Origin of the sequence: Micromonospora sp. NPDC048063 (assembly GCF_043202855.1) — a bacterium.
In the GTDB taxonomy this organism is placed as follows: Bacteria; Actinomycetota; Actinomycetes; order Mycobacteriales; family Micromonosporaceae; genus Micromonospora.
Genome location: NZ_JBIDBG010000037.1, coordinates 1 through 7,557, shown reverse-complemented (window position 1 = coordinate 7,557; position 7,557 = coordinate 1). Strand labels below are relative to the sequence as shown.

5 protein-coding genes are annotated in these 7,557 nt (G+C 76.8%); 4 read left to right on the top strand and 1 reads right to left on the bottom strand.

The window, feature by feature from the left end; genetic code table 11:
- Nucleotides 1–197: 197 nt before the first annotated feature.
- Nucleotides 198–1,076, bottom strand: a complete 879-nt coding sequence (locus ACGFZ2_RS34185) for an alpha/beta fold hydrolase (protein WP_393460996.1) — start codon at nt 1,074–1,076, stop codon at nt 198–200.
- A 172-nt stretch (nt 1,077–1,248) separates the two neighbouring features.
- Here ACGFZ2_RS34185 and ACGFZ2_RS34180 point away from each other — a divergent pair, with 172 nt between their 5' ends.
- The 4 genes from ACGFZ2_RS34180 (at nt 1,249) to ACGFZ2_RS34165 (ending at nt 7,443) form a co-directional block, all read left to right on the top strand.
- The gene (locus tag ACGFZ2_RS34180) at nt 1,249–4,713 is read left to right on the top strand and encodes a BTAD domain-containing putative transcriptional regulator (protein ID WP_393460993.1); all 3,465 of its coding nucleotides are present in this window, start codon (nt 1,249–1,251) and stop codon (nt 4,711–4,713) included.
- A 132-nt stretch (nt 4,714–4,845) separates the two neighbouring features.
- Nucleotides 4,846–5,658, top strand: coding sequence for a DedA family protein (locus ACGFZ2_RS34175; RefSeq protein WP_393460990.1), 813 nt, complete (start codon nt 4,846–4,848; stop codon nt 5,656–5,658).
- 22 nt (nt 5,659–5,680) lie between these two features.
- Nucleotides 5,681–6,808 carry a sensor histidine kinase gene (locus tag ACGFZ2_RS34170; protein WP_393460987.1) on the top strand — a complete coding sequence of 376 codons (1,128 nt, stop codon included), beginning with the start codon at nt 5,681–5,683 and terminating at the stop codon, nt 6,806–6,808.
- A complete protein-coding gene (locus ACGFZ2_RS34165; protein WP_393460984.1) occupies nt 6,799–7,443 on the top strand; it encodes a response regulator in 645 nt (214 codons plus the stop codon). Before ACGFZ2_RS34170 ends, ACGFZ2_RS34165 begins: the two co-directional genes overlap by 10 nt.
- The last annotated feature ends 114 nt before the right edge of the window (nt 7,444–7,557 follow it).

The window sequence follows — 7,557 nt, the reverse complement described above, 5'->3', positions numbered from 1 at the left end:
CCGTGCTCGACGCCACCCACCGGACCAGCCGGGATGCTCATGCAACCCCAGGACCACCGGGCTGATCAAGCACCGGAGTCCTTTACATGAGCCGCGCCGAGCCGATCCGACGCCCCGCTCAGCCGACCCGGACCCCGGATCCGGGCCGGCGTGCGGGGTGCGCTGGGTCACCCCAGCCCACTACGGCCGCCGGCCGGTCACCTGGCCAGGAGGGCGCGCAGGGCCTTGACGACCTCGGCGGGCGACTCCTCGGCCATGAAGTGGCCGCAGGAGACGGTGCGGTGCTCCAGGTCCGGCGCCCACGCCCGCCACAGCCCGGCCGCGTCGTAGCCGAGGGCCGCGCCCCAGTCCTGCTGCAGCACCGTCACCGGCATGCGCAGCCTGTTGCCGGCCGCGCGGTCGGCCCGGTCGTGCTCGACGTCGATGCCGGCCGAGGCGCGGTAGTCGGCGACGATCGAGGTGACGGCCTCCCGGGACGCCCGCAGGTACGTGGCCCGCACGTCGGCGGGCAGGGCGTCCGGGTCCCGGGTCCAGGCGTCGAGGAAGTGGCCGAAGAAGGCGTCCGGGCTGGCACCGATGAGCTGCTCGGGCAGGCCGGGCGGCTGGGCCATCAGGTAGAGGTGGAAGCCGACGGCGGCGGTCGTGCCGTGCAGGACGTCCCACATGTCGAGGGTCGGCAGCACGTCGAGCGCGGCGAGGTGGGTGACCGCCCGCGGATGGTCGAGGCCGGCGCGGACGGCGACCAGCGCGCCTCGGTCGTGCCCGGCCAGGGCGAAGCGGTCGTGCCCCAGCGCGCGGGCCAGCGCGACGACGTCGGCGGCCATGGTCCGCTTCGCGTACGCGGTGCCGTCGGGGTCGGCGGGCTTGTCGCTGTCGCCGTAGCCGCGCAGGTCCGGGCAGATCACGGTGTGGTCGGCGGCGAGATCGGCGGCGACGTGCCGCCACATGAGATGGGTCTGTGGGAAGCCGTGCAGCAGCACGACCGGGCTGCCGGAGCCGGCGACTGCCGCGTTGAGCGTGACGCCGTCGGCGACGGTGACGCGCCGGTAGTCGAATCCCCTGATGGTCGGGTTCACGGGTGGTCCTCTCTGCGGTGCGGGTGAGGTGGCGGGCGCGGTGGTCATCGGGGACCACGTCGTCCGGCGTCGAGCCTGCCCGGGGCCGGTCAGTGAACGGTCAGCAACGGGTGAGTGGCGCGCGGACCCGGCCGCGGGAGAGCCGGCGCTCGGGCGTGCCTAGATTGGTGACATGACCAGGCAGTCGGCGGCACCCCCGGTGGCCTTCGGCGTGCTGGGGCCGGTGGAGGCGGTGAACGACCTCGGTCCCGTCGCGCTGAAGGGCCCCCGCCAGCGGGCGGTGCTGGCCCGCCTGCTCGTCGCCCGGGGCCGGGTCGTGCCGGTCGACCGGCTCGTCGGTGACCTGTGGGAGGAGCCCTCGGACGGCGCGGTGGGGGCGATCCGGACGTTCGTCGCCGACCTGCGCCGGGCCCTGGAACCGGGCCGGCCACCCCGGCAGCCGGCCCGGCTGTTGGTGACCGATCCACCCGGGTACGCGCTGCGTGCCGCGCCCGAGGCGGTGGATTCCTGGCGGTTCGAGGCGGCGGTCGCCGAGGCGGGCGAGCTGCTGGCAGCGGGCGGGCCCGGCCCGGCGCTGGCGTGCCTGGACGGCGCGCTCGCCCTGTGGCGCGGCCCCGCGTACGCCGAGTTCGCCGCGCAGCCCTGGGTTCGGGCCGAGATTGACCGGCTCGACGAGCTGCGAATGCTGGCCGTCGAGCGGCGGGCCGAGGCGCTGCTGGCCCTGGGCCGGGCCGCCGAGGCGGCCACCGGGCTGCGGGCCCACGCCACCGGTCACCCGCTGCGGGAGGACGCCTGGCAGTTGCTGGCTACGGCCCTGTACCGGTCGGGTCGCCAGGGCGAGGCACTGGCCGTGCTGCGGCAGGCCCGCGACACCCTGGTGGCGGAACTCGGCGTCGACCCGGGCCCCCGGCTGCGGCGACTGGAGGCCGACATCCTCGCCCAGGCGCCGGAACTCATCCCGCCCGAGGTGTCCCCGCCGGCGCGGGCCGACGCCGTGCCGCCCGCTCGCGGCGGCACCGAGCAGGGACGCGATCGCCCGGCGGCGCCGCGAGGGACCTCGCCCACCGGTGCCCGGGACCGCGACGACCGCCGCCCGTTCGTCGGCCGTGACGAGGAGTTGACCCTCCTGCGGCAGGCCGCCCGGCACGTCGCCCGGCACGTCGCCCCCGTGCTGGCCCTCGTCTCGGGCGAGGCGGGCGCGGGCAAGACGGCCCTGGCCGACGCGCTCGCCGGGGAGTTGACCGCCGACGGCTGGACGACGGCGTGGGGCCACTGCCCCGAGTACGAGGGCGCTCCCGCCGCCTGGCCGTGGACCCAGATCACCGACGCGCTCACCGGGGCCACCGACCCGGCGCCGCACGCCACCGGCTGGCGGGAGGCGCCGTCGCCCGGCGGCCCCGACCCGGGGCCGCACGCCGTCGGTGCGGGGTCGGACGGCACCGGCCCGGGCTCGTACGGCACCGGCGCGGGGCCGTACGCCGTCGGTCCCGGCGAGGACCCGGCGGCGGCCCGGTTCCGGGTCCACCGCGCCACCGCCGCCGTGGTGTCGGCGGCGGCCGGCCGGGCGCCGGTGCTGCTGGTCGTCGACGACCTGCACCGCGCCGACGCCGACACCCTGGACCTGCTGACCGCCCTGGTCGGCGAGCCGGAGCCGGTCGCCGGCCCGCTGCTGGTCGTGGGGACGTACCGCGCCGCCGAGATCACCCCGGAGTTGACCGCCGCGCTGGCCCGGGTGGCCCCCACCGAACCGGTCCGGGTCTACCTCGGCGGCCTGCCCGAGCCGGCGACCGGCGACCTGGCCCGCGCCGTCGCCGGGCCTGCGCTGGACGACGCGGTGGTACGCCTGATCCACCGTCGCAGCGGCGGGAACCCGTTCTTCGTCCGGGAACTGGCGCGGCTGCTCGCGGCCGAGGGCGAGTCGGCGCTGCACCAGGTCCCGGCGGGGGTGCGGGACGTGATCCGGCACCGCCTCGCCCGGTTGCCGGACGCGGCGCAGACCGTGCTGCGGCAGGCGGCGGTGCTCGGCCGCGACGTCGACCCGGACGTGCTGGCCGCGCTGGCCGGCGACCCCGCGCCGGTGCTGGACGCCCTGGACCGCGCTTTGGCGGCCGGTTTCCTCGGCGAGCACGAGGCCGACGGGCGGCTGCGGTTCACCCACATCCTGGTGCGGGACACGCTCTACGGCGACCTGTCCGGGCCGCGCCGGGCCCGCTGGCACGCCGCCGCCGGGGACGCCATCGAGCGGCTGTACCCGCACGACGTCGCTGCCCTCGCCCACCACTTCGCCCGCGCGGCGACCCGCGCCACCGCGCCCCGCGCCGCGCGCTACGCCCGGGCGGCGGCAGCGCGGGCCGAACGCCGCTTCCACCCGCACGAGGCGGCCCGCCTGTGGCGGCAGGCGGTCGCCGCCCACGACCGTGCGGGCGACGACGACGTACGCGGGCGGTTGGACGCGGCGATGGGACTGGGCCGGGCACTCGCCGTCACCGGCCACCTCGACGAGGCGCGGCGGCTCCGGTCGGCGGCGATCGCCACGGCCGTCGGGCTCGACGATCCGGGCCTGGCCACGAGCGTGCTGACCGCGTTCGACGTCCCGGCGATCTGGACCCGCAACGACGACGAGCAGCTCTCCCGCCAGGTCGTCCGGGCCGCCGAGCGCACGCTGGCCGCGCTCGGCGACGACGAGCCGGAACGGCGCAGCCGGCTGCTGAGCACCCTCGCCCTGGAGTTGCGCGGAACGACCACCGACCGGGGTCACGGGGCGGCGCGCGAGGCGGAGGCCATCGCCCGGCGGCTGTCGCACCCGGCGCTGCTCGCGCACGCGCTCAACGCCCGCTTCCTGCACTCCTTCGGCCGGGCCGGTCTCGCCGCCGAGCGCGCCCGCATCGGCGCCGAACTGGTCGACCTGGCCGCCCGGCACGAGCTGGTGAGCTTCGAGGTCCTCGGCCACCTCGTCCTCCTGCAGGCGCACTGCGCCCTCGCCGACCTCACGGTCGCGGACGCGCACGCCGACGCCGCGGACCGCCTCGCCGAGCGGTACGACCTGCCGCTGGTGGGCGTCTTCACCCGGTGGTACGCCGCCCTGCGGCTGGCGGTCGGCGGTGACCCGGAAGGGGCGGAGGCCGCGTACCGGGCCGCGCAGGCCACGCTCACCGGCAGCGGGATGCCCGGCATGGAACACGGCCTGCTCGCCCTCGCGCTGCTGTGCCTGCGCCTGTCACCCGCACCGGGGGAGCGGGGAGCCAGCGGGCCGGGGCGGCACGACCGGACGGACGGGGACTTCGGGCCGTACGAGCCCTGGGCCCGGCCCCTGGTGCTGCTCTCCACCGGCCACCGGGGCGAGGCCGCCGCCGCGCTGCGCGCCCTCCCGGAGTCACCGCACGACCTGCTCCGCGAGGCCCGGCTCTGCCTCGCCGCCCGAGCCGCCCTGGCCCTCGGTGACGGCGCGACGATGCGGTGGGCGTACGCCGAACTGGCGCCCGCCGCCGACGAGCTGGCCGGGGCCGGCAGCGGCATCCTCACCCTCGGCCCGGTCGCCCACCACCTCGGCGACCTCGCCGCCGCGCTGGGCCGCCCCGACGAGGCCGCCGCGCACCGCCGGACCGCCCGCGCGGTCGCGGCGCGGGCGGCCCGCTAGGACGGCGGCCACCGCCGGGTCCGTCGGGCGCGGCCCCTGCGGTTTTCCGCACCCGCCCGGTGCGGTCGCCCGGCGGAACCGGGCGGCCGGCCCCATGGTCGGCTCTCAGGATGAGTTCGTAGCGTGGGGGCCATGATTCGTACCGCGCACGCCCTGCTCGCCACCGGAACCGCCACGGGGGAGGCCGCACCACCGGAGGACGGCCTGGTCGGCTACGTCACCGGCCTGGTGGAACGGCTCGGTGGTCCCGGCGCGGGCCTGGCCGTCGCCCTGGAGAACCTCTTCCCGCCGATCCCCAGCGAGGTGATCCTGCCGCTCGCCGGCTTCGTCGCCGGTCAGGGGCGGATGAGTGTGGTCAGCGCGATCTTCTGGACCACCCTCGGTTCGCTGCTCGGCGCCCTCGCGCTGTACTACATCGGCGCCGCGCTCGGTCGGGAGCGGATCCGGGCGATCGCGGAGTGGCTGCCGCTGGTCAAGCTCAGCGACGTCGACCGCACCGAGGAGTGGTTCCTGCGACACGGGGTCAAGGCCGTCTTCTTCGGCCGGATGATCCCGATCTTCCGCAGCCTGATCTCCATCCCGGCCGGCGTGGAGCGCATGCCCGTGTGGACGTTCGCGGTCTACACGACCCTCGGCAGCCTGATCTGGAACACCACCTTCGTGATGGCCGGCTACCTGCTCGGCGACAACTGGCACCTGGTCGAGGGGTACGTCGGCGTGCTCCAGAACGTGGTCATCGTCGCCAGCGTGGCGGCCGTCGGCTGGTTCGTGGTCTCCCGGGTGATCCGCGCCCGGCGGAGTGCGGCAGCGGCCGTCGAGGCGGAGCCGACCCCCGGACCCGCCCCGCTGCACCACGGGCCCGACCCGGCCGGGCGGGGCACCATCTACCGCAGCGCCCACTCGGCGGGGCAGCCCGCCCCGTGGGACCGCGACGGGGTGCGCTGAGCCGGTGGAGGTGCCCCGGTCGGTGACGCCACGCCCGACCCGGATCCCCGTCGGGGTCGCCCTCGGGATCCTCACGGCCGTGGTCGAGGCGCTGTTCCTCCTCGGCGCGGCCGTCGCCGTGGCCGGCGCCGCGGCCGTGCCGCCGGCCCGTCGCCGCGTCCGCACCGCGATCCGCCGGTACGCCGCGACGCTGGCGCGGTACGAGCGGGACCGGCTGGCCCGGTTCCACGGCGTCGAGGTTCCGCCCGGGGCGGCGGGCCGGCGGGAGGTCGGTTACCTGGCCGCCCGCCTGCTGCCCGGGGCGCTCGGCCTGCTCGCGTACGGGGTGCTGGCCGTCGGCGTGGTGCTGGCGTCGATCGTGGTGCGGGCCGTGTTCCGCGGCGACCTCGGCGTGACCGACGCGCTGCTGCAGGCCGTCGTCGGCGCGGCGCTGCTCCTGGTCAACGTGCAGGCCGTGGTGAGCGTGGCCGCGCTGGACGTCCGGCTTGCCCGGCGCCTGCTCGGCCCGAACGCCCGCACCCTGCTGGAGAACCGGGTCCGGGAGTTGGCCGCCAGCCGCGCCGGCGTCATCGCCGCCGTGGACGCCGAACGGCAGCGCATCGAGCGGGACCTGCACGACGGTCTCCAGCAGCGCCTGGTCGCCCTCGGCATGCTGCTCGGCCGGGCCCGCCGCAGCCGCGACGCCGAGCGCACCGCCGCGCTGCTCGCCCAGGCCCACGCCGACGCGCAGCAGGCCGTCGCGGAGCTGCGCGAGGTGGCCTGGCGGGTGTACCCGTCCGCGCTCGACGACGCCGACCTCGGGCAGGTGCTGGAGATGGTCGCACAGCGCTCCGACGTTCCCGTCCGCGTCCACTGCGACCTGCCGGTACGCCCGCAGCGGCAGGTCGAGACCGTGCTGTACTTCGTCGCGTGCGAGGCGCTGACCAACGCGGCGAAGCACGCCGCCGCTACCCTGATCACCGTCGAGATCGGGGCCGGGGAGGAGTTCGTCCGGATGACGGTGCACGACGACGGCGTCGGCGGGGCCGACCCCGCCGGGCGCGGGCTGTCCGGCCTGGCGCGACGGGTCGCGGCGCAGGACGGACGGCTGCGGGTCGACAGCCCGGCCGGCGGGCCCACCACGGTGTCGGTGGAGCTGCCGTGCGGATAGTGCTCGCCGAGGACTCCACGCTGCTGCGTGAGGGCCTGGTCCGGCTGCTGACCGAGGAGGGCCACGAGGTCGCCGCCGCCGTCGCCACCGCCGACGACGTGGTCGCCGCCGTCGCCCGGCACCGGCCCGACGTCGTCGTCACCGACGTACGGATGCCGCCCACCCACACCGACGACGGGCTGCGGGCCGCCCTGGAGATCCGGCGGCGCTGGCCCGGCACCGGAGTCCTGGTCCTCTCCCAGTACGTCGAGAAGCGGTACGCCACCCGGCTGCTCGCCGACCGTCCCGAGGGCGTGGGCTACGTGCTCAAGGACCGGGTCGCCCAGGTGGACGACTTCCTCGACGCCCTGGACCGGGTGGCCGAGGGCGCGACGGCGTTGGACCCCGAGGTGGTGCGGCAGGTCCTGGCCGGCGCCGACCGCACCGACCCGCTGGCGCGGCTGACACCGCGCGAACGGGACGTGCTGCACCACATGGCGCAGGGCCACACCAACGCCACGATCGCCGGGCGGCTGCACGTGTCGCAGAGCGCGGTGGAGAAGCACATCAACACGATCTTCGACAAGCTGGAGCTGTCGCGGGCGGGGGGTTACAGCCGACGGGTGCTCGCGGTGCTTCGGTATCTCGGGGTTTGAGTTCTTCTTCCTTCCTGCCTTGTCTTGCGGTGCGTGGTGGTGGGGGGTGTGGGGGTGTGGCCCGCCGTGCCCGGCTCCGGGCGGTCAGGCTTGATCCCTGCGCCGGGCACGGCG